The organism is Geodermatophilaceae bacterium NBWT11 (assembly GCA_014218215.1).
Taxonomy (GTDB): domain Bacteria; phylum Actinomycetota; class Actinomycetes; order Mycobacteriales; family Geodermatophilaceae; genus Klenkia.
Map to the genome: position 1 here is coordinate 2,736,645 of CP043652.1, position 20,724 is coordinate 2,757,368.

A 20,724-nucleotide genomic window follows, 5' to 3' on the forward strand; every position below is an offset into this window, starting at 1 on the left:
TCGTGCGTCGTCGCAACGCGGTGGCCGCCGTCGCCGCCGGGGGTCTGCTCCTGGTGGCGTCGGTGGCCGGGTTCGCCAGCGCCCAGCAGGACCGGCAGACCACCGAGGCGGCCGCCGCCGAACAGGCTGCCGTCGTCGACCCGCTGACCGCCGCCATCGCCGCGGCGCAGACGCGGCTGGAGACCGTGCCCGGGGACTACACGACCTGGGCGCAGCTGGGCTCGGCCTACGTCGAGCAGGCCCGGGTCACCGCGGACCCGAGCTACTACGACCTCGCCGACGGTGCCCTGGCACAGTCGCTGACCCTCCGGCCCGACGCCAACGACGCCGCGCTGACCGGGCAGGGTGCGCTCGCCAACGCCCGCCACGACTTCGCCGCAGCGCGCGACGCCGCGGACGCCGCCCTCGCGATCAACCCCTACAGCGCGACCGCCTGGGGGGTGCTCACCGACGCCCGCACCCAGCTGGGCGACTACCCGGGTGCCACCGAGGCGCTGGACCGGATGCTCGAGCTGCGGCCGGGCCTGGCGTCCTTCACCCGCGCCTCCTACGACGCCGAGCTGCACGGCGACCTCGCCAACGCCCGGTCGGCGCTGGAGCAGGCGCTGGAGACCGCGACCGGCGACCCGGCCAGCGAGGCCTTCTGCCGCACCTACCTCGGGCAGCTCGCCCTGAACCAGGGCGACCTGGACGAGGCCGGCGCCCAGTTCTCCGCCGGGCTGGTCGACCTGCCCGACGACGCGTCCCTGCTCCTGGGCCGCGCCCGGGTCGACGCGGCCCGGGGCAACGAGGACGCCGCGGTGGCCGGTTTTCAGCGGGTCGTGGACTCCAGCCCCCTGCCCGAGCACTTCGTCGAGTTCGGTGAGTACCTGGAGTCCCTCGGTCGGGACGACGAGGCCCAGCAGCAGTTCGCCCTGGTCGACACCGTCCGCCAGCTCTTCGCCGCCGGCGGGGTCACCGACGACCTGTCCGCCGCGCTGTTCGCCGCCGACCACGGCGACCCCGCTACGGCGCTCACCGCCGCGCAGGCCGAGTACGACCGCCGGGTCAACATCGACAGCCAGGACGCCCTGGCCTGGGCGCTGCACGCCGCCGGCCGGGACGCCGAGGCGCTCCCGCTCGCCCAGCAGGCCACCTCCCTGGGCGGAGCCAGTGCGCTGTTCCTCTACCACCGCGGGGCCATCGAGGCCGGGCTCGGGATGACCGACCAGGCGCGCGCGACCCTGACCCAGGCGCTGGACACCAACCCGTACTTCTCCCCGCTGCTCGCGCCGCGGGCCACCGAGCTGCTGGAGTCCCTCGGCGGACCGGCATGAGGTCCCGGCGGGCAGCCGCCGTCGTCCTGGGCGCCGGCCTGTTCTGGGCGGTCGTCCCGGCCGGGGCGGCCCAGGCGCACCCGCTGGGCAACTTCACGGTCAACCACTCCGACGCCTTCGTGCTGACCCCGGACCAGGTCGCGCTGACCGCCGTCGTCGACCGGGCCGAGATCCCCACCGCGCAGCTGCTGCAGACGATCGCCCCGGACGGCTCGCCGACCGACGACCAGCTGTCCTCGGCCGCTGCCGACGAGTGCACCGACGTCGCCTCGGCCGTGCGTGCCTCGGTGGACGGCGAACAGCTGACCTGGGCCGGCCAGGGGTCGTCGATGACGACGGTGCCCGGTGCCGGCGGTCTGCCCACCCTGCGTCTGACCTGCGACCTCACCGCACCGGCCGACCTGGGTGGCGACGCGGCGTTCGAGGTCGAGGACACGTACCTCGCCGACCGGGTCGGCTGGCGGGAGATGACCGCCGTCGGGGACGGGGTCGCCCTCCTCGACCCCCCGGTGCCCAGCGAGAGCATCACCGACGCCCTGCGCGAGTACCCCGTGGACCTGCTGGCCTCCCCGCAGGACGTCCGCGGCTTCACCGTGGACACCCGGCCGGGCGAGGGCTCGGGCTCCGCACCGACGATCAGCACCGGGGGAGGGGACCCGTTCACCAACGCCGTCGCCGCCCTCGACCGCCGCTTCGAGGACATGATCGGTGGCCGTGAGCTGACCCCGCTGGTGGGCACGCTGGCAGTGCTGCTCGCGGTGCTGCTGGGCTGCGGCCACGCGCTGCTGCCCGGTCACGGCAAGAGCGTGATGGCCGCCTACCTGGCCGGCCGGCGGGGCCGCAGCCGGGACGCCGTCCTCGTCGGGGCCACCGTCACCGGCACCCACACCGTGGGCGTCCTCGTGCTGGGCGCGGCCATCACGATCTCCAGCTCGCTGGCCGGGGACCAGGTGCTCCGCTGGCTCGGCGTGGCCAGCGGCCTGCTCGTCGCGGGGATCGGCGTGGCCATGCTGCGCGGCGCCGTCCCCCGCTGGCGGGCCGCCCGGGCCCTGCAGATCCCGCCGGAGCAGGCGCTGCCGGAGCCGGCACTGGCGGGGGCCGTCAGCGCTCTGGGCGGACACCAGCACGCGGTGCACGGGCACGACCACGGCGCCGGGCACGACCACCCGCACCCGCACCCGCACGACCACGACCACGCGCACGACCACGACCACCCGCACGACCACGACCACGACCACCCGCACGGCGAGCACGACCACAGCCACGGCGAGCACGAGCACGACCACGACCACGACGAGCACAGCCACGACGACCACGAGCACGGCAGCTGGTGGAGCGGTGGCCACAGCCACGGTCCCGGCGGTCACTCGCACGGTCCCGGGGTGGGCCGCGGCGGGTTGATCGGGATGGGCGTCGCAGGCGGTCTGGTGCCCAGCCCGTCGGCGTTGATCGTCCTGCTGGCCAGCATCGGCCTGGGGCGCACGGCCTTCGGCGTCGTCCTCGTGGTCGCCTACGGCCTGGGCATGGCCGCCACCCTCACCGCAGTCGGCCTGCTGCTGGTCAAGCTGCGCGGCCGGCTGGAGCGCCGGGTGGCCGACCTGCGCCGGGCCCGGCTGCTGTCCCGCGTCGTGCTGGCGCTGCCGGTCCTCACCGCCGTCCTGGTGCTGGTGGTCGGGCTGTCCCTGGTCCTGCGCGGGGTCGTGCTGGGCGCCTGATCCCGGCAGCCGTTGCCAGGGCGCCCCGCATCCACTAAGACCGCCTCATGAGCACCCCGGAGCAGCACGCCGAGCACGAGCACACCCACGCCGAGGGCGCCCACGCCCACCCGCACGGGGAGGGGCACCACGAGGGCGCCGTCGTCGTGGAGCACCACGAGCACGAGCACGGCCACCCCGAGGACCCCGAGCACGCCGACCACCAGCACCCGCACGCCCACGAGCACGGGCCCGAGCACCACCACTGACCTAGACGGTCACCCGCGGCAGCGGCACGACCGGTGTCCGGCCCAGCTCGGCCTTGGCCAGGCTGCGCAGGTGCACCTCGTCGGGGCCGTCGAACAGCCGCATCGCCCGGTGCCAGCCGTACATGGCGGCCAACGGGGTCACGTCGGTGACCCCGGCGCCGCCGTGCACCTGGATCGCCCGGTCGATCACCGCGGTGGCCGCCCGGGGGACGGCGACCTTGGCCATCGCCACCAGGTCCTTGGCGGCCTTGTTGCCCTCGCTGTCGATGACGTGGCTGGCCTGGTGGCAGATGGCGCGGGCCTGCTCGATCTCCAGGCGGGACTCCGCGATCTGCTGCTGCACCACGCCCTGCTCGGCGAGCGGCTTGCCGAACGCGACCCGTTCCTGCACCCGGGCGACCATCATCGCCAGCGCCCGCTCGGCCGCACCCAGGGCACGCATGCAGTGGTGGATCCGGCCGGGGCCCAGCCGGGCCTGGGCGGCGGCGAACCCGCCGCCCTCCTCGCCGACCACGTTGGTCACCGGCACCCGGACGTCGTCGAAGCGGACGACGGCGTGCCCGTGCTGGTCGTGGTGGCCGAACACCGGCAGGTCGCGCTCGACGGTGATGCCCGGGGTGTCCATCGGCACCAGCACCATCGTCTGCTGGCGGTGCTTGGGGGCGTCGGGGTCGGTCTTGCCCATCAGCACCAGCACGGCGCAGCGCGGGTCCAGCGCGCCCGACGTCCACCACTTGCGGCCGGTGATCACGTAGTCGCCGCCGTCCCGGGTGATCCGGGTGGCGATGTTGGTGGCGTCGCTGCTGGCCACGGCGGGCTCGGTCATCGCGAACGCCGAGCGGATCTGCCCGGCCAGCAGCGGCTCGAGCCAGCGCTGCTGCTGCTCCGGTGACCCCAGCAGGTGCAGCAGCTCCATGTTGCCGGTGTCCGGCGCGGCGCAGTTGGTGGCCTCCGGGGCCAGCTCCAGGCTCCAGCCGGTGAGCTCGGCGATCGGTGCGTACTCCAGCTGGGTCAGCCCGGACTCACTCGGCAGGAACAGGTTCCACAGACCGGCTGCCTGCGCGCTCTTCTTCAGCCGCTCGACCACCGGGGGCGGTTCGTGCCCGTCCGGGCCCGCCGCGCGACGGTCGCGCTCGTACTCGGCCTCGGCCGGCAACACCTCGTCGCGGAGGAAGTCCCGCATCCGTCCGTGCAGGGCGACGGCGTGCTCGGAGGGGGCCGGCAGCGAGACGGTCATGGGGGCGACTCCGGTGTGTGCACGAGCGGCTGTGACCTGCATCATGCACATGACCACCGACCGTGCGAGTGCCCGGCCAGCTCAGGGCGCCGCGAGAGACCGGAGACGACGATGTCCGACGTTCCTGCCATGCGCGAGGTCCTGGGCGACGACGCCCCTTCCAACTGGGGCAAGTGGGGTCCCGACGACGAGCTCGGTTCGCTGAACTACCTCGACGCCGCCGAGGTGCTGCGCGGCGCCCAGCACATCCAGAGCGGTGAGACCTTCACCCTCCAGATCCAGATGGGCCGCGCCGAGGCCCCCGGCGACCCGCTGTGGCCCGGCCGCCGCGGCATCGAGCGCAAGAACGAGCTCGACGAGTCCACCTGGGACACCGACGCCGCCCCGCAGTTCCCCGGCGGTCTGCACTACGCCGACGACACCGCGCTGATGTTCCTGCAGGGCTCCACGCAGTACGACGCGCTGGGCCACGTCTGGTACGACGGCAAGCTCTGGAACGGCTACGACGCCCGCTCCACCGTCGGCGGCATGGACAAGGCCTCTGTGCTGCCGATCGCGGAGAAGGGCATCGTCGGGCGCGGCGTGCTCATCGACATGGCCCGCCACCGCGGCAAGCAGTGGCTGGACAAGGGCGAGACCTTCGACCACACCGACCTCGAGGCCGCCGCGGCCGCCCAGGGCGTGGAGATCCAGCCGCACGACATCCTGGTGGTCCGGACCGGCTGGATGAAGTACTGGTACGACCTCAACGACCCGGAGACCTTCTACGACGGGTTCGCCGAGCCCGGCCTGACCTACTCCCGCGAGCTGGTCGAGTGGTTCCAGCGCACCGAGATCCCCAACCTGGTCACCGACACCATCGCCAACGAGGTCACCTACGACCCGGTGTCCGGCGTCGCCCTGCCGCTGCACTGCGCCCTGATGCGCAACCTGGGCGTCACGCTCACCGAGATCGCCTGGCTCGACGACCTGGCCGACGCGTGCGCTGCGGACAACCGGTGGACGTTCCTCTACGTCGCCGCCCCGCTCAAGGTCGTCAACGGCACCGGCGCCCCGGTCAACCCGGTCGCGATCCGCTGACCCGGGCATGAGCGTCTACACCGACAAGCCCTGGCTGGCCCTCTACGGCGAGGGCCAGCCGGCCTCGATCACCCCCGAGCACGACACCCTGCTCGCGGTCTTCGAGGCCACCCTGACGGCCACCCCCGACGCGGTGGCGATCCGCTACTTCGACGGCACCCTGACCTTCGCCGACCTCGACGTCGCCTCCGACGCCCTCGCGGTCGGACTGCTCGGCGCGGGCTTCGCGCACGGCGACCGGATGGGCCTCTACGTCCAGAACGACCCGGCGTTCGTGATCGGGCTGCTCGGGGCGTGGAAGGCCGGCGGGTCCGCGGTCGCGATCAACCCGATGAACAAGTCCGCCGAGCTGACGTACCTGCTCGCCGACTCCGGCGCCACCGCGCTGCTGTGCCTGGACGAGCTGTACGACACGGTCGCGAAGGGGGTGATCGAGGCCGGGAAGACGAAGGTGACGACGGTCGTCACCTGCTCCGGTCTGGACCACCAGACCCGCGGCGACCAGCGGCTGTTCGAGGGCACGGTCAAGGCCCACCCCGAGGGGACCCTGGACCTGGGGGAGCTCGTGGCGACCCACGCCGGCGAGCAGCCACCGCCGGTGCAGCTGACCGGCGACGACATCGGCGTCCTGACCTACACGTCGGGGACGACGGGGCGACCCAAGGGGGCGATGAACACCCACTCCACGATGGTGTTCAACGCCTGCACCTACCGGGAGTGGATGGGCCTGGGCCCGCAGGACTCGGTGCTCGGGGTGGCGCCGCTGTTCCACATCACCGGGCTGATCGGGCACGTCGCGATCGCGATGCTGGTCGGCTGCCCGCTGGTGCTGGCCCACCGGTTCCACCCCGACGTGGTGCTGGAGGCCATCCGGGAGCACCAGCCGACGTTCACCGTCGGGGCCATCGCGGTGTTCATCGCCCTGGGCAACGCGACCGGGGCCGGCCGGGAGGACTTCACCTCCCTGCGGGCCGTCTACTCCGGTGGCGCCCCGATCGCCCCGGCGGTCACCGACCAGCTGGAGGAGAAGCTCGGGGTCTACGTGCACAACATCTACGGGCTGACCGAGACCAACAGCCCGTCGCACGGGGTCCCGTTCGGGGTCAAGGCACCGGTGGACGAGAACTCCGGGGCGTTGAGCGTCGGCGTCCCGGTCTACGACACCGTCGTCCGGGTGCTGGGCGAGGACGGCGAGGAGGTGCCCGTCGGCGAGGTCGGGGAGTTCGCCACCTCCGGGCCGCAGGTCGTGCCCGGGTACTGGGAGCGCCCGGACGCCACCGCGGAGTCCATCCCGGGCGGGGAGCTGCGCACCGGTGACGTCGGGTTCATGGACGCCTCGGGCTGGTTCTTCCTGGTCGACCGCAAGAAGGACATGATCAACGCGGCCGGCTACAAGGTCTGGCCCCGCGAGGTGGAGGACGTGCTCTACGGCCACCCCGCGGTGCGCGAGGCAGCGGTCGTGGGCATCCCCGACGAGAAGCGCGGCGAGACGGTGAAGGCCTACGTCTCGCTCAAGCCGGGTGCCTCGGTCACCCCCGAGGAGGTCATCGCCTGGTCCAAGGAGCGGATGGCGGCCTACAAGTACCCGCGGTTCGTCGAGGTGGTCGACGAGCTCCCGAAGACCACGACGGGCAAGATCCTCCGCCGCGAGCTGCGGGCGAGGAACTGAGTGCGCAGTTGCGGTCGTCGACACGCACCGGCTCGCCGGGGCCGGCGGCCGCAACTGCACTCTCGACAGGGGAGGGGCGCCGGGTAGCGTCCGGGGCCACGGCAGTGCAGCGAGGAAACCGGTGAGATCCCGGTGCGGTCCCGCCACTGTGACCCCCACCCGGGGGTGAGCCAGACACTCCGGCTGCCGTGCCCGACGAACTCCGGGCGCGGACCCGGGGGAAGGCGACACCCCTCATGCGCACCTTCACGCTGCTCTCCACCGGCGACACCGACCTGCTCTCGGCCAAGGCCGGCGCCTCGGACTGGAAGCTGGGCAACCCCTACCGGGTCGGCCCCGGCGAGCTGGCCGAGTTCGCCGCCGGCACCGACCTCGTCGTGTTCCGGATCCTCGGCGCCCGCCGGAAGTACGAGGACATGATCCAGCCACTGCTGAACAGCGGGCTGCCCGTCGTCGTCCTCGGCGGGGAGCAGCTGCCCGACGCAGAGCTCATGGAGCTGTCCACGGTGCCCATGGGCGTGGCCACTGAGGCGCACGCCTACCTCGCGCAGGGCGGGCCGGACAACATCGACCAGCTGCACCGCTTCCTGGCCGACACCGTTCTGCTGGACGGCGAGGGCTTCCAGGCCCCGGCCGTCGCGCCGGACTGGGGGCTGCTCGACCGGCCGACCCAGGCCACCGGTCCCCGGGTCGCCGTCCTCTACTACCGGGCGCACCACCTGGCCGGCAACACCGCGTTCGTGCACGCACTGAGCGCGGCGATCGAGACCGCCGGCGCCGTCCCGGTCCCGGTCTACTGCTCCTCGCTGCGCTCGGTCGCCCCCGAGATGCTCGACGTGCTGCGCACCTGCGACGCCCTGGTGGTCACCGTGCTGGCGGCCGGCGGTTCGAAGCCGGCCACCGCCCAGGCCGGGGGGGACGACGGCGCGTGGGACGTCGGCGAGCTCGCCCGCCTCGACGTGCCGGTGATCCAGGGCCTGGTGCTGGGCACCCCCCGTGAGGTCTGGGCGGCCAACGACGACGGGCTGTCCCCGCTCGACGTGGGCAACCAGGTCGCGATCCCGGAGTTCGACGGCCGGATCATCACCGTGCCGTTCTCCTTCAAGGAGGTCGACGACGAGGGCCTGACCTCCTACGTCGCCGACCTCGAGCGCTGCGCCCGGGTCGCCGGCATCGCGGTGGCGCACGCCCGGCTGCGGCACACCGCCCCGGCCGACCGCAAGATCGTGGTGATGCTGTCGGCCTACCCGACCAAGCACTCCCGGATCGGCAACGCGGTCGGCCTGGACACCCCCGCCTCGGTGGTGCGGCTGCTGGCCGCGATGGCCGGCCAGGGCTACGACATCGGCCCGTTCGACGGCCCCGGGTCGCTGCCCGGCGTGGCCGACCTGGACGGCGACGCCCTCGTGCACGCCCTCATCGCCGCCGGTGGGCAGGACCCCGACTGGCTCACCGAGGAGCAGCTCAGCGGCAACCCGGTGCGCATCGCCGCCGCGGACTACCGGGCCTTCTTCGACACGCTGCCCGCCGAGCTCACCGACCGGATGGTCGAGCACTGGGGCCCGCCGCCCGGGGAGCTGTTCGTCGACCGCAGCCACGACCCCGACGGCGAGATCGTCTTCGCCGCGCTGCGCGCCGGCAACCTCGTGGTGATGGTCCAGCCGCCCCGCGGGTTCGGGGAGAACCCGATCGCGATCTACCACGACCCCGACCTGCCGCCCTCCCACCACTACCTGGCCGCCTACCACTGGCTGCGCACCTCGTTCGGCGCGCACGCGGTGGTGCACGTGGGCAAGCACGGCAACCTGGAGTGGATGCCGGGCAAGACCGTCGGGCTGTCCGCGGCCTGCGCCCCCGACGCCGCCCTGGGCGACCTGCCGATGGTCTACCCGTTCCTGGTCAACGACCCCGGCGAGGGCAGCCAGGCCAAGCGCCGTGCGCACGCCGTGCTGGTCGACCACATGGTGCCGCCGATGGCCCGCGCGGACACCTACGGCGACATCGCCCGGCTGGAGCAGCTGCTCGACGAGCACGCCAACATCGCCGCGATGGACCCGCCGAAGCTGCCCGCCGTCCGGCAGCAGATCTGGACGCTCATCCAGGCCGCCAAGCTCGACCACGACCTCGGCCTGGACGACCGCCCGCACGACGCCGAGTTCGACGAGATGATCCTCAACGTCGACGGCTGGCTGTGCGCGATCAAGGACAGCCAGATCCGCGACGGGCTGCACGTGTTCGGCTCCCCGCCCGAGGGCGACGCCCGGGTCGGGCTGGTGCTGGCGATCCTGCGGGCCCGCCAGATCTGGGGCGGCTCGGTCGCCATGCCGGGTCTGCGTGAGGCCCTCGGCCTGGTCGAGGACGGCTCGGCCGGGCTGCACGAGACCGACGACGTCGAGGCCCGCGCGCTGGCCCTGGTCACCGGGATGGAGGAGGCCGGCTGGACGTCGGCCGCCGTCCCCACCGTGATCGAGACCGTGCTGGGCGAGCCGCACGCCGACGTCGAGCGGGTGCTGCGCTTCGCCGTGGAGGAGGTCGTGCCCCGGCTGGCGAAGACCACCGACGAGCTGGACATGGCGCTGCACGCCCTCGAGGGCGGCTACGTGCCGGCCGGTCCGTCGGGCTCGCCGCTGCGTGGCCTGGTCAACGTGCTGCCGACCGGGCGGAACTTCTACTCCGTCGACCCCCGCGCCGTCCCCTCCCGGCTGGCCTGGGAGACCGGTCAGGGCCTGGCCGAGTCCCTGGTCGAGCGGTACGTCAGCGAGACCGGGGAGCACCCGCGTTCGGTCGGGCTGTCGGTGTGGGGCACCTCGGCGATGCGCACCTCCGGCGACGACGTCGCCCAGGTGCTCGCGCTGCTCGGCGTCCGGCCGGTCTGGGACGAGGCCTCCCGCCGGGTCACCAAGCTCGAGGCCATCCCGCTGGCCGAGCTGGAGCGCCCGCGGATCGACGTCACCGTGCGCATCTCCGGGTTCTTCCGGGACGCGTTCCCGCACGTCGTCACGATGCTGGACGACGCGGTGACCCTGGCCGCGGGCCTGGACGAGACACCCGAGCAGAACTTCGTCAAGGCGCACGTGGACGCCGACGTGGCCGAGCACGGGGACCGCCGCCGGGCCACCACCCGGGTGTTCGGCTCCAAGCCCGGGGCCTACGGGGCCGGTCTGCTGTCGCTGATCGACAGCCGGGACTGGCGCACCGACGCCGACCTGGCCGAGGTCTACGCGGTGTGGGGCGGCTACGCCTACGGCCGGGACCTGGACGGCGTCGCCGCCCGGTCGGACATGGAGACCTCCTACCGGCGGATCGCGGTCGCGGCGAAGAACATCGACACCCGCGAGCACGACATCGCCGACTCCGACGACTACTTCCAGTACCACGGCGGGATGGTCGCGACCGTCCGCGCGCTGACCGGCAGTTCGCCCAAGGCCTACGTCGGGGACTCGACCCGGCCCGAGCACGTGCGCACCCGCTCGCTGGTCGAGGAGACCTCCCGGGTGTTCCGCGCCCGGGTGGTCAACCCCAAGTGGCTGGCCGCGATGCGCCGGCACGGCTACAAGGGCGCCTTCGAGATGGCCGCCACCGTGGACTACCTGTTCGGCTACGACGCCACCACCGGCGTCGTCGCCGACTGGATGTACGAGAAGCTCACCCAGACCTACGTGCTCGACCCGGAGAACCGGGCGTTCATGGAGGAGTCCAACCCCTGGGCGCTGCACGGCATCGCCGAGCGGCTGCTCGAGGCCGCCGACCGCGGGCTGTGGGCCGAGCCCGACCCGCAGCTGATGGCCGACCTCAAGCAGGCCTACCTGGACACCGAGGGCGACATCGAGGGCGGGGAGACCCCCGCGCAGACCTCCACCCAGCCCACCCCCGAGAGGACCCCGTGACCCGCCGTCCCACCCTGCTCCTGACCACCCTCTCCGCCGCCGCACTGGTGCTCACCGCCTGCGGCGCGGACCCCGAGCCGGAGGCCTCCGCGGAGCCGACCGCGACCTGCGAGAGCGTCCCCGCGACGGCGGAGGCACCGTCTTCGGTGTCCACGGACCTGGCCGTGGCACCCGAGGTGCCGGCCTCGGACGGCCTGCCGCCGTGCGGGCTGGTGGTCAGCGACGTGGTGGTCGGCGACGGCGCGGTCGCCGAGCAGGGCGACCCGGTCGAGGTCAAGTACGTGGGGGCCTTCTACGACACCGGCGAGCAGTTCGACTCCTCCTGGAGCCGGGGGGACACCGAGACGCTGCCCTTCACCGCCGGTGGCGGCCAGGTGATCGAGGGCTTCGACGAGGGCACGCTCGGCATGGCCGTCGGTGGTCGCCGCTACGTCACCATCCCCAGCGACCTGGGCTACGGCCCGGCCGGTCAGGGGCCGATCCCCGGCGGGGCGACGCTGGTCTTCGTCGTCGACCTGGTGTCGGTGGGCTGACCTCAGCCCAGCAGGACGGCGGCGGCCAGCAGGGTCGCCGCCGTCGTCACCTCGCCGGCGGCGCCCATCACGTCCCCGTTCACCCCGCCGAGCCGGGCGCGGGCCCGGCGGTGCAGCAGCTCGCCGGCGGCCAGGCCGAGCACGCCGGCGGCCACCAGGCGGGCCCCCTGCGCGACGTCGCCCAGCCACGTCGCGGTGGCCAGCACGCAGGCCACCGCGACGACGGTGCAGCCGGCCAGCCACACCCGGGAGACGGTGCCGGCGACCGCGGCGCCCAGCGACGAGCCCTCGGCCACCGGCACCCCGGGCAGGCCGGTGCGGGCCATCGCCAGTCGGGCCGCGACGACGGCGGTCCACAGCGCGAGCCAACCGCCCTCGACCGTGAGCAGCTGGGCCAGTGCCGCCACCTGCAGCAGCAGCGTCAGGACGAGCGTGGCGACGCCGAAGGGCCCCACGTCGCCGGCCCGCATGACCTGCAGTGCGCGTTCCCGACCGCGCAGCGGGCCCAGCCCGTCGGCGGTGTCAGCGAGCCCGTCCAGGTGCAGCCCGCGGGTCAGCCAGGCCAGCAGCGCCACCCCGAGCACCGCGCCGACCAGGGGCGAGGCGTACCGGGCGCCCAGCCAGCCGGTGAGCGAGGCCAGGTCGCCGAGCACCAGCCCGACCAGCGGTGCCCAGGGCAGCACGCCCCGCGGTGAGGGGTTGCCGCCGACCCGCAGGACCGTGAGCCAGCCGAACGCCGCCCTCATCGCAGGCGCTGGGGCAGCCCCGCGACGACGAACCACACCTCGTCGGCGGTGGCCGCCAGCCGCTGGTTGACCGTGCCCAGGGTGTCCCGGAACAGCCGGCCCGACCGGGTCTCCGGCACGATGCCCAGTCCCACCTCGTCGCTGACCGCGACCACGTGCGCCGGGGTCATCACCCAGGCCTCGAGCAGCTCGTCGACCCGGCGGGAGAGCCTGTCGGTGGCCCGCTGACCGCCGTCCCAGACCCCGCTGGCGTCCATCATCGCGGTGACCCAGGTGGTGATCGAGTCGACCAGGTAGGTGCCCGGGAGCACGAGCTCGCCGGGGTTCGTCGTCTCCTTGGTGCGCCAGGTGCTCGGCCGGCGGGCCTGGTGGGCGGCGATGCGCTCGGCCCACTCGGCGTCGTCCGGGCGGGGGTCCGACGTCGCCAGGTAGGTGACGTCGTCCCGGCCCTCGAGCAGGAGCTCGGCGTGGGCGGACTTCCCCGACCGGGAACCGCCGAGGACCAGCGTCCGGCTCACAGCTCGAGCCGGGTGACGGTGCCGTTGTGCGGGGTCACGTGCGGCATGGCCTCGGGGCCGTCCCCGGCGACGACGGCCTGCACGGCCCGGATGGTGTCGCCGTGGGTGACCAGGGCGACGACGTCGGCCGGCGGGGCGTCGCGCAGCGTCTGCAGGTAGGCGGCCACCCGGGCGTGCAGCTGGGCCAGGGACTCCCCGCCCTCGGCCGACCAGTGCACGTCGGTCCAGTCGACGAGGTCCCACAGCTCACGGGAGGGCCGGCCCTCCAGCACGCCGTAGCCCTGCTCGCGCAGCGCCGGGGTGGTGGTGAACCGGCGACCGGTGGCGGCCATGCAGTGCTCGGCGGTCTGCACCGCGCGGCGCAGGTCGCTGGAGACCATCGCGCCGGGGGCCAGCGCCGCCAGCTCCGCGGCGGCGGAGCGGGCCTGCTCGTGGCCGAGCTCGGTCAGCGGGACGTGCGCCGTCTGGCCCTGCATCAGGCCGCTGGCGTTCCAGGTGCTCTGTCCGTGCCGGACGAGCAGGAGCGTGGTCATCGAGGGGGAGCCTAGGTGGCGGGCGGGCGCGGCTACCGTCGTCGCCGTGACGATCCCGATGCGGCCCCCGACGGACGGTCCCGGCGCCTCCGGCCTGGGCGTCCGGCGGGCCGCCCCGCGCCCGACCCGGCCGGCCGGGCCCGACCCGCTGGCCCCGCTGCTGGAGCTGCCCGGCGTCCGGGAGGCCGCCGACGGCGCCCGCACCGCGATCGACCGGCTGCTCGGGCACAAGGTGCTGCGCCGCGAGTCCGCCGGGGTGAGCTCGGAGTCCGCGCTGCGCGGCGCCCGGGCCTCGGCCGCGCTGGAGGGCGTCGACGTCCCGCTGACCCAGGTGCGCTCCGGCGACGTCAGCGAGCCGACCCTGCAGGGCGCGCTGCGGGTGTCGGTCGCGCTGGGTTCGATGGTGGAGACCTGGGACCGGGCGCCGGGCCAGGTGCTCGCCCGGATGCACGTGCTGGCCGCCGCCGACCTCGCCGCCCCGGCCGACCTGGGCCGCCCCGAGGTGCGGGCCGGAGGACGGCTGGGCGGGGTGTTCTCCCTGGTCACCGGAGCGACCACCGCCCCGGCGGTGCTCATCGCCGCCGTCGTGCACGGCGAGCTGGCCGCGATCGCGCCCTTCACCGTCGGCAACGGCGTGGTCGCCCGGGCCGCCGGCCGGCTCACCGGGATCGCCCGCGGGCTGGACCCCAAGGCCGTCTCGGTGCCCGAGGTGGGCTTCGCCGAGTTGGGCGCCCCTGCCTACGCCGCCGCCCTGGACGGCTACACCGCCGGCACGATGGACGGCGTCGCCGGCTGGCTGGTGCACTGCGCCCGCGCCACCGAGCTCGGTGCCGTCGAGGGCCTGGCGATCTGCGAGTCGCTGCTCCGCGGCTGAGGGACCCTCGATGTGTGCGCCCGGCGCTCCGGGGCACGGGGCAACCCATGCGCTTCATCGAGGTCGACGGATTGGGTCCGGTCAGCCGTATCGGGCTGGGCACCTGGCAGTTCGGGTCCCGTGAGTGGGGCTACGGCTCGGACTACTCCGGGGGTGGTGCCGGGGCGATCGTCCGGCGGGCCCGCGAGCTGGGCGTGACCCTCTTCGACACCGCGGAGGTCTACGGGTTCGGCACGAGCGAGCGGATCCTCACCGAGGCCCTCGGGGACGAGCGCGCGGACGTCGTCGTCGCCAGCAAGGTCTTCCCCGTCGCGCCGTTCGCGCCGATCGTCCGCAACCGGTTCGAGGGCTCGGCGAAGCGCCTGCAGCTGGGGAAGATCCCGCTGTACCAGGTGCACCAGGCCAACCCCGTCGTCCCCGACTCGATCGTCATGCAGGGCATGGGCGAACTGCTGGACGCCGGGAAGATCGGTGCCGTCGGCGTCTCGAACTACTCGCTGGACCGCTGGCGCGCCGCGGACACCGCGCTGGGCCGCCCGGTGGTCAGCAACCAGGTGCAGTTCTCCCTGGCCACCGCGGGCCCGCTGGAGGACCTGGTGCCCTTCGCCGAGCGCGAGAACCGGATCGTGATGGCCTACAGCCCGCTCGCCCAGGGCCTGCTCGGTGGGAAGTACGGCGTGGACCACCGCCCCGGCGGGGTGCGCGCGATGAACCCGCTGTTCGGCACGGAGAACCTGCGGCGCATCGAGCCGCTGCTGGCCGTGCTCCGCGAGGTCGCCGACGCCCACGACGTGAAGCCCGCGCAGGCCGCGCTGGCCTGGCTGCTCGGGCTGCCGCAGGTCGTGGCGATCCCGGGGGCCGCCAGCGTGGAGCAGCTGGAGTTCAACGTGGCCGCGGCCGACCTCGACCTCGCCGCCGACGAGCAGGCCGCGCTCACCGGCGCGGCCCGCGCCTTCACCCCGCAGGGCGTCGTCCCCACGCTGGTCGAGCGGGTGCGGGAGAAGCTCGGGCGTTAGTCCGAGCCGGACTCCATGGCCGCCCGGTCGAGCATCTCCTCGTCGGCGGAGACCGTGCCGCGGGAGGCGATCGCCTGGGCGCCACCGGCGGCCATGTCCCCGACCAGCGCGGTCTGGGCGCCGCCGACCATGCCCAGCCCGGCGTACTGCTCGAGCTTGGCGCGGGAGTCGGCGATGTCCAGGTTGCGCATGGTCAGCTGGCCGATCCGGTCGACGGGGCCGAACGCGGAGTCCGTGGTGCGCTCCATCGACAGCTTGTCCGGGTGGTAGCTGAACGCCGGGCCGGTGGTGTCGAGGATCGAGAAGTCCTCGCCACGCCGCAGCCGCAGGGTGACCTCGCCGGTGACGGCGGCACCCACCCAGCGCTGCAGCGACTCGCGGACCATCAGCGCCTGCGGGTCCAGCCAGCGGCCCTCGTACATGAGCCGGCCGAGGCGGCGACCCTCGCGGTGGTAGGTGGCGAGGGTGTCCTCGTTGTGGATGGCGTTGACCAGCCGCTCGTAGGCCACGTGCAGCAGGGCCATGCCCGGGGCCTCGTAGACCCCGCGGCTCTTGGCCTCGATGATCCGGTTCTCGATCTGGTCGCTCATGCCCAGGCCGTGCCGGCCGCCGATGGCGTTGGCCTCCAGCACGAGGTCGACGTCGGAGTCGAAGCGGGCGCCGTTGATCGTCACCGGGCGGCCCTGCTCGAAACCCACGGTGACGTCCTCGGTGGCGATCTCGACCTCGGGGTCCCAGAACCGGACGCCCATGATCGGCTGCACGGCCTCCAGTGAGACGTCGAGGTGCTCCAGCGACTTCGCCTCGTGGGTGGCGCCCCAGATGTTGGCGTCGGTGGAGTAGGCCTTCTCCGTGCTGTCCCGGTAGGGCAGGTCGTGCGCGACGAGCCACTCGCTCATCTCGGTGCGGCCGCCCAGCTCGGTGACGAACGCGGCGTCCAACCAGGGCTTGTAGATGCGCAGCTCGGGGTTGGCCAGCAGGCCGTACCGGTAGAACCGCTCGATGTCGTTGCCCTTGAAGGTCGAGCCGTCGCCCCAGATCTGGACGCCGTCCTCGAGCATCGCGCGCACCAGCAGGGTGCCGGTGACGGCGCGGCCCAGCGGGGTGGTGTTGAAGTAGGTGCGGCCGCCGGACTTGATGTGGAAGGCGCCGCAGGTCAGCGCGGCCAGACCCTCCTCGACCAGCGCGGCGCGGCAGTCGACCAGCCGGGCGACCTCGGCGCCGTAGCTGGTGGCCCGGCCGGGGACCGACCCGATGTCGGGCTCGTCGGCCTGGCCGATGTCGGCGGTGTAGGTGCAGGGCACCGCGCCCTTGTCGCGCATCCACGCGACGGCCACGGAGGTGTCGAGGCCTCCGGAGAAGGCGATGCCGACACGTTCGCCGACGGGCAGGGAGGTCAGTACCTTGGACACCGGAACATCATGCACCACACTGCATCACTATGCAGAGTCAGGGGTCGGTGAGGCCCTGCTCGATGGCGTACCGGGTGAGCTCGACCCGGTTGTGCAGCTGCAGCTTGCGCAGCGTGTTCTGCACGTGGTTCTCCACCGTGCGGTGCGAGAGCACCAGCCGCTCGGCGATCTGTCGGGCCGACAACCCCCGGCTGACCAGCTTGAGCACCTCGGTCTCCCGGTCGGTCAGCCGCGGGGCGCCGTCGTCGGGACTCGAGCGCAGCCGCCGGTACTCACCGAGCAGCAGGCCGGCGAGGCCCGCGGAGAAGACCGCGTCGCCGGCGGCCGTACGGGTGACGGCGTCGGCCAGCTCGTCGGCGGAGGAGGACTTGACCAGGTAGCCCGATGCGCCGGCCTTCACCGCCTCGAGGACGTCGACCTGCTCGGCGCTGGCCGAGAGCACCAGCACCCGGGTGGCCGGCAGCGCGGCCACGACGTCGCGGGTGGCGTCCACCCCGGACCCCTCGCCCAGCTGCAGGTCCATCACCACCACGTCCGGGCGGACGGCGAGTGCCCGGCGGACGGCGGCTCCCACGTCCCCGGCGGTCGCCAGCACCTCGAACCCGCGGGCGGTCAGGTCGCGTTCGACCGCCTCGCGCCACATCGGGTGGTCGTCGACCACCATCACCGTCGTCATCGGGTGGCTCCCTCTCTCGGCACGGTCAGTTCCCACTCGGTGCCCTGGCCCGGGCCGGTGTGCAGCTGCGCGGTGCCGCCCAGGTCGGCCAGCCTGCCGCAGATCGAGGACCGCACGCCGTGGTGCCCGGCCGCGACGGCCGCGGGCAGGCGACCGTCGGGGATGCCCGGCCCGTCGTCCCGGACGACCACGAGCACCACGTCGTCCTCGGGCTCGACGCTGACCCAGGCCCGGGCGGCCGGTGCGTGCTCGGCGGTGTTGGCCAGCGCCTCGCGCACCGCCGCGGTCAGCTCGTCGGCCACCGGGGCGGGCAGCAGCACCGGCTCGGCCGGCGAGGAGACCTCGACGTCGGGGGTGGACAGCAGGCGCAGTGCGGCCCCCAGGTCGGCCACGTCGCCGTCCCGGGCCGAGGGAGCGGAGGAGAGCAGCCCGCGCAGGGCGACCTCCTGCTCGGCGGCCAGCCGGGCGAGGTCCGCGGCGTCCCCGCCGAGCTCCTCACCCCGGCGGCGGACGGCGGCCAGCACCTGCAGCACCCCGTCGTGCACCGCGCGGCCCAGCCGCTCCCGCTCCGCGGCCGCGGCGGCGGTCGCCGCGGCCTGCTGCACCGCCAGGGTCGCCGCCCGGGTGGTGGTCGCCGCGTACCCCAGCAGCACCGCGGACAGCGTGAAGAGCACCAGGTTGAACAGCTCCTCGTCCCCGACCCGGCCGCGCACGGCGGACACCGCGGCCCAGACGACGACGCCGCCGACCAGCCCGCCGTCCCGGCCCCGGGCCACCGCCAGGGCGTAGGCGGGACCGGCCACCCACAGCGAGGTCAGGATCGGGGCGTCGGCGGCCAGGGCGTCCCGGCTCTGCGTGGTGAGCACGGCTGCCAGCAGGGCCAGGGTCACCGCCAGGTCGACCAGCGCGGTGCGGGTGCGTCGTCCCTCGGCCCGGGAGTAGGCGACGGTGACGACCACCGTCCACACCGCCATCGCGGCCAGCAGGAGCACCGGGGCCAGCAGGCCGGGGTACTCCTCCCGCCCGCCCACGAACCCGACCACGGCGACCACCCACGCCAGCGGCCGGAAGACCACGACCGCCCGCCACAGCGGGGCGAGCAGGTCCCGGCGGCGGGTGCTCGCGGGGGCGGTCATGCCGGGATGGTGCCAGCCCGGGGCGTCCGCCGGGCGGGCCTGTGGACAGCGGTCACGCGCGGGCGCGGGGCCGTCGCCGGTGCTGGGGGGCTGCCTCCAGCAGGCGCAGGGCCCGCCGCCGGGCGTACCAGGCGAGCCCGACGACGGCGGCGCCGACGCCGACCGCGGCGCCGGTGACCAGGGGCGCGCGGCGCTGGGCGGACCGGGCGCTCAGCGGCACCGGGCGGGCGAACTCCAGCACCGGCCAGCCCCGCTCGGCCGCGGCCCTCCGCAGGCCCCGGTCGGGGTTGACCGCGGTCGGGTGGCCCACGGCGGCGAGCATCGGGAGGTCGGTGACGGAGTCGGAGTAGGCGTGGCAGTCGGCCAGGTCGTAGCCCATCTCGGCGGCCACCTCGCGCATCGCGGCGGCCTTGTTCTCCCCGTAGGCGTAGTACTCGATCTCCCCGGTGTACCGGCCGTCCACCACGACCATCCGGGTGGCGACGACCCGGTCCACGCCGAGCATCTCCCCGATCGGGGTGACCACCTCCGACCCGCTGCTGGACACGATGACCACTTCCTGGCCGGCGGCCCGGTGGGCCTCGATCAGGTCGGCGGCCTCGGCGTAGACCAGCGGGTCGACGATCGAGTGCAGGGTCTCCCGGACGATGTCGTGCACGACGCCGACGTCCCACCCGGTGCACATCGCGGTGATCTGGTCGCGCATCCGGTCCATCTGCGCGGCGTCCGCACCGGCCAGGGAGAACACGAACTGGGCGTAGGCGCCCTTGAGCACGGTGCGGCGGTTCATCAGGCCGCCCTCGAAGAACGGTCGGCCGAAGGCCAGCGCGCTGGACTTCGCGATCACCGTCTTGTCCAGGTCGAAGAACGCCGCTGCGCGCCCCACCTCGCCGGTCATGGCGCGAGGCTAGGGCCAGCACACCCCGGGGGCACCCGGCGCGCCGTCGTCCACACCCGGAGGGGTCGTCCACAGATGCGCCGGACGTCTTCCCGGCGCCGGGTCCCCGCGGCTGACTCGACCCGTGGACGAACACACCCCCGACCTGCCCCGACCCCTGGTGGTCAGCTCCGACGACCAGCTCGTCGACGAGCTGCTCCGGCTGCTCGCCGCCGCCGGCACGACCCCGGAGCTGACCCACGGCTCGGGGGCGCTGCGCCGGGCCCACCGGGGCGCGCCGCTCGTGGTGCTGGGCGCCGACGTGCTGACCAGCCCCGCGGTCCGGGCTCTCCCACGCCGTGCGGGCGTGGTGGTCGCGACCCGCACGGAGCTGTCGGGGGAGGGGTTCGAGGCCGCCCTCGGCGTCGGCGCCGAGCGGGTGGTGGTGCTGCCCCGCGACGAGGGCTGGCTGGTGGAGCGGGCCGCGTCGGCCGTGCGCGACCCCGTGGAGCCCGGGGCGCTCGTCGTGGTGGGGGGCTGTTGCGGCGGCGCCGGGGCCAGCACGCTGGCGACCGCCCTCGCACTCACCCTGGCCGGCACCCGCGCCCCGTTGCTGGTGGACGCCGACGGCACCGGTGGCGGCCTGGACCTGCTGCTGGGCGCGGAGTGGGTCTCCGGCCTGCGGTGGCCCGACCTGGCCGGGCTGCGCGGACGCGTGGCCGGGGAGCAGGTGGTGGCCGCGCTGCCCGAGGCGCACCGGGTCCGCGTGCTGGCCCCGAGTCGGGACGCCCCGTCCCCGGTGGTCCCCGAGGTGCTGGCCGCCGTGGTCGCCGCGGCGCGGGCCGACGGGCACCCGGTGGTGGTCGACCTGCCCACCCGCGCCGAGCCCCAGCTGGCCGAGGCGGTGCTGCCCGAGGCCGACGTGGCGGTGCTGGTGGTGCCGTCGCGGGTCAGGGCCCTCGCGGTCGCCGGCAGCCTGCTGACCGGTCCGGCCTGGGGCCGTGCCCTGGTGGTCACCCGGGCCGTCCCCGGCGGGGTGCCGTCGGCCGAGGTGGGGTCGGTGCTGGGCCGGCCGGTGGTCGCCGAGCTCGGCCACGACCGGTCCGCCGTCGCCCGGGGCGAACGCGGCGAACCGCCGCTGACCGGTGCGCGCGCTCCGCTGGGCCAGGTGTCGCGGCAGCTGCTGGCCCGACTGCGGGCCCGGGAGACCGCCCGTGCGTGAGTCGACGCCCCTGGTCGACCGGGTCCGGG

18 protein-coding genes and 1 riboswitch are annotated in these 20,724 nt (G+C 74.4%); of the genes, 10 read left to right on the forward strand and 8 right to left on the reverse strand.

Translation table 11 applies throughout. From position 1 onward, the window contains the following. The first annotated feature begins 2 nt into the window (after positions 1-2). Genes F1C76_13130 through F1C76_13140 form a run of 3 tightly spaced genes read left to right on the forward strand, consistent with a single transcriptional unit; the run spans position 3 to position 3,279 of the window. The gene (locus F1C76_13130) at positions 3-1,316 is read left to right on the forward strand and encodes a tetratricopeptide repeat protein (GenBank protein ID QNG37401.1); all 1,314 of its coding nucleotides are present in this window, start codon (positions 3-5) and stop codon (positions 1,314-1,316) included. Further along, the gene (locus F1C76_13135) at positions 1,313-3,031 is read left to right on the forward strand and encodes a nickel transporter (GenBank protein QNG37402.1); all 1,719 of its coding nucleotides are present in this window, start codon (positions 1,313-1,315) and stop codon (positions 3,029-3,031) included. Before F1C76_13130 ends, F1C76_13135 begins: the two co-directional genes overlap by 4 nt. A 47-nt stretch (positions 3,032-3,078) precedes the next feature. Further along, complete coding sequence (locus tag F1C76_13140; protein ID QNG37403.1) at positions 3,079-3,279, forward strand: CbtA family protein; 201 nt, start codon at positions 3,079-3,081, stop codon at positions 3,277-3,279. 1 nt (position 3,280) lies between these two features. On the opposite strand, the gene F1C76_13145 is transcribed toward F1C76_13140, so the two are convergent. Beyond that, positions 3,281-4,516: an acyl-CoA dehydrogenase gene (locus F1C76_13145; protein ID QNG37404.1), complete on the reverse strand. Its 1,236-nt coding sequence runs from the start codon at positions 4,514-4,516 to the stop codon at positions 3,281-3,283. A 111-nt stretch (positions 4,517-4,627) separates the two neighbouring features. Between F1C76_13145 and F1C76_13150 the strand changes: the two genes are divergently transcribed. The 4 genes from F1C76_13150 to F1C76_13165 all read left to right on the forward strand — a co-directional run bounded on the left by F1C76_13150 (position 4,628) and on the right by F1C76_13165 (position 11,685). Continuing rightward, complete coding sequence (locus F1C76_13150; GenBank protein QNG37405.1) at positions 4,628-5,596, forward strand: cyclase family protein; 969 nt, start codon at positions 4,628-4,630, stop codon at positions 5,594-5,596. Positions 5,597-5,603: 7 nt separating this feature from the next. Beyond that, positions 5,604-7,265 (forward strand): long-chain fatty acid--CoA ligase, encoded by a 1,662-nt coding sequence (locus tag F1C76_13155; protein ID QNG37406.1) that lies wholly within the window; start codon positions 5,604-5,606, stop codon positions 7,263-7,265. A gap of 111 nt (positions 7,266-7,376) precedes the next feature. Beyond that, positions 7,377-7,445: riboswitch (cobalamin riboswitch) on the forward strand. A 56-nt stretch (positions 7,446-7,501) separates the two neighbouring features. Further along, entirely contained in the window at positions 7,502-11,152 is a 3,651-nt protein-coding gene (gene cobN, locus F1C76_13160) for a cobaltochelatase subunit CobN (protein ID QNG37407.1), read from the forward strand. A gap of 44 nt (positions 11,153-11,196) precedes the next feature. After that, the gene (locus tag F1C76_13165; GenBank protein ID QNG39226.1) at positions 11,197-11,685 is read left to right on the forward strand and encodes an FKBP-type peptidyl-prolyl cis-trans isomerase; all 489 of its coding nucleotides are present in this window, start codon (positions 11,197-11,199) and stop codon (positions 11,683-11,685) included. A 2-nt stretch (positions 11,686-11,687) separates the two neighbouring features. Here the strand turns inward: F1C76_13165 and F1C76_13170 are convergent, their stop codons facing one another. The 3 genes from F1C76_13170 to F1C76_13180 are packed head-to-tail and all read right to left on the reverse strand — an operon-like array spanning position 11,688 to position 13,482. After that, positions 11,688-12,431, reverse strand: coding sequence for a cobalamin biosynthesis protein CobS (locus tag F1C76_13170; GenBank protein QNG37408.1), 744 nt, complete (start codon positions 12,429-12,431; stop codon positions 11,688-11,690). After that, positions 12,428-12,949, reverse strand: a complete 522-nt coding sequence (gene cobU / locus F1C76_13175; protein ID QNG37409.1) for a bifunctional adenosylcobinamide kinase/adenosylcobinamide-phosphate guanylyltransferase — start codon at positions 12,947-12,949, stop codon at positions 12,428-12,430. The genes F1C76_13170 and cobU overlap by 4 nt, the downstream gene beginning before the upstream one ends. Next, the gene (locus F1C76_13180) at positions 12,946-13,482 is read right to left on the reverse strand and encodes a histidine phosphatase family protein (GenBank protein QNG37410.1); all 537 of its coding nucleotides are present in this window, start codon (positions 13,480-13,482) and stop codon (positions 12,946-12,948) included. Before F1C76_13180 ends, cobU begins: the two co-directional genes overlap by 4 nt. Before the next feature lie 94 nt (positions 13,483-13,576). On the opposite strand from F1C76_13180, the gene F1C76_13185 reads away from it, so the two are divergent. Then, positions 13,577-14,356, forward strand: a complete 780-nt coding sequence (locus F1C76_13185) for a Fic family protein (GenBank protein ID QNG39227.1) — start codon at positions 13,577-13,579, stop codon at positions 14,354-14,356. 47 nt (positions 14,357-14,403) lie between these two features. Then, on the forward strand, positions 14,404-15,372 hold the full coding sequence (locus tag F1C76_13190) for an aldo/keto reductase (protein QNG37411.1): 969 nt from the start codon (positions 14,404-14,406) through the stop codon (positions 15,370-15,372). On the opposite strand, the gene argG is transcribed toward F1C76_13190, so the two are convergent. From argG to F1C76_13210, 4 genes are read right to left on the reverse strand one after another with little or no spacing between them, the layout of a single operon-like run. Then, positions 15,369-16,784, reverse strand: a complete 1,416-nt coding sequence (gene argG, locus F1C76_13195) for an argininosuccinate synthase (GenBank protein ID QNG37412.1) — start codon at positions 16,782-16,784, stop codon at positions 15,369-15,371. The two genes, F1C76_13190 and argG, sit on opposite strands and share 4 nt — an antisense overlap. A gap of 37 nt (positions 16,785-16,821) precedes the next feature. Then, entirely contained in the window at positions 16,822-17,460 is a 639-nt protein-coding gene (locus F1C76_13200) for a response regulator transcription factor (GenBank protein QNG37413.1), read from the reverse strand. Further along, positions 17,457-18,596, reverse strand: a complete 1,140-nt coding sequence (locus F1C76_13205) for an ATP-binding protein (GenBank protein ID QNG37414.1) — start codon at positions 18,594-18,596, stop codon at positions 17,457-17,459. Before F1C76_13205 ends, F1C76_13200 begins: the two co-directional genes overlap by 4 nt. A 52-nt stretch (positions 18,597-18,648) precedes the next feature. Beyond that, a complete protein-coding gene (locus F1C76_13210; protein QNG37415.1) occupies positions 18,649-19,494 on the reverse strand; it encodes an HAD-IB family hydrolase in 846 nt (281 codons plus the stop codon). A 124-nt stretch (positions 19,495-19,618) separates the two neighbouring features. Here F1C76_13210 and F1C76_13215 point away from each other — a divergent pair, with 124 nt between their 5' ends. Further along, positions 19,619-20,695 carry a septum formation initiator gene (locus F1C76_13215; protein ID QNG37416.1) on the forward strand — a complete coding sequence of 359 codons (1,077 nt, stop codon included), beginning with the start codon at positions 19,619-19,621 and terminating at the stop codon, positions 20,693-20,695. Positions 20,696-20,724 lie beyond the last annotated feature (29 nt).

Coding starts and splice junctions, on each gene's coding strand:
- cobN (QNG37407.1), top strand. CDS start 7,502: ATGCGCACCTTCACGCTGCTCTCCACCGGCGACACCGACCTGCTCTCG.
- F1C76_13180 (QNG37410.1), bottom strand. CDS start 13,482: ATGACCACGCTCCTGCTCGTCCGGCACGGACAGAGCACCTGGAACGCC.
- F1C76_13170 (QNG37408.1), bottom strand. CDS start 12,431: ATGAGGGCGGCGTTCGGCTGGCTCACGGTCCTGCGGGTCGGCGGCAAC.
- F1C76_13135 (QNG37402.1), top strand. CDS start 1,313: ATGAGGTCCCGGCGGGCAGCCGCCGTCGTCCTGGGCGCCGGCCTGTTC.
- F1C76_13200 (QNG37413.1), bottom strand. CDS start 17,460: ATGACGACGGTGATGGTGGTCGACGACCACCCGATGTGGCGCGAGGCG.
- F1C76_13205 (QNG37414.1), bottom strand. CDS start 18,596: ATGACCGCCCCCGCGAGCACCCGCCGCCGGGACCTGCTCGCCCCGCTG.
- F1C76_13150 (QNG37405.1), top strand. CDS start 4,628: ATGTCCGACGTTCCTGCCATGCGCGAGGTCCTGGGCGACGACGCCCCT.
- F1C76_13140 (QNG37403.1), top strand. CDS start 3,079: ATGAGCACCCCGGAGCAGCACGCCGAGCACGAGCACACCCACGCCGAG.
- F1C76_13190 (QNG37411.1), top strand. CDS start 14,404: ATGCGCTTCATCGAGGTCGACGGATTGGGTCCGGTCAGCCGTATCGGG.
- F1C76_13145 (QNG37404.1), bottom strand. CDS start 4,516: ATGACCGTCTCGCTGCCGGCCCCCTCCGAGCACGCCGTCGCCCTGCAC.
- F1C76_13210 (QNG37415.1), bottom strand. CDS start 19,494: ATGACCGGCGAGGTGGGGCGCGCAGCGGCGTTCTTCGACCTGGACAAG.
- F1C76_13155 (QNG37406.1), top strand. CDS start 5,604: ATGAGCGTCTACACCGACAAGCCCTGGCTGGCCCTCTACGGCGAGGGC.